Genomic DNA, 387 nt, shown 5'->3' with positions numbered 1-387 from the left:
CGTTCCGGTCGAGCCCGGTCATGGAATCGTTCGCCAGATAGGACAACAGCAGGTCCTGGATTTTGTTCTGGGCCTGGGCGTCCTGCTGTGTCATGGTCTGGACCATGCCTGATACACCGCCATGTCGGGCGACCATGGCCGGATTGATAAGGCCCATGCGCTGCGCCTGCGTGATCATGGCCGCATTGCCCATGGCCTGTATGGACCCTTGGTAGTTGTTCAGGCCCATGGAGGAAAACAGGAAAGCCCCCTGCTGACCGTAGGTGTTTACCATGTCACTATGGCTCATGCCGGCCATGCGGGAGAACATGTTCTCCTTGCGCAGGATGTTCTGGAATTGCGACATGTCCGCACCCATGGTCTGCAAGCGCTTGAACTCTTTCATCA

1 protein-coding gene is annotated in these 387 nt (G+C 57.4%); it reads right to left on the bottom strand.

Annotated features, from left to right (window positions below):
• Positions 1-387: hypothetical protein (locus JWG43_RS19265; protein WP_205244504.1), on the bottom strand; the 387-nt coding region annotated here is incomplete at both ends.

It is taken from the genome of Desulfobulbus alkaliphilus (genome assembly GCF_016918545.1).
GTDB classification, from domain to species: domain Bacteria; phylum Desulfobacterota; class Desulfobulbia; order Desulfobulbales; family Desulfobulbaceae; genus Desulfobulbus; species Desulfobulbus alkaliphilus.
This window is presented reverse-complemented; position numbering and strand designations above follow the sequence as displayed.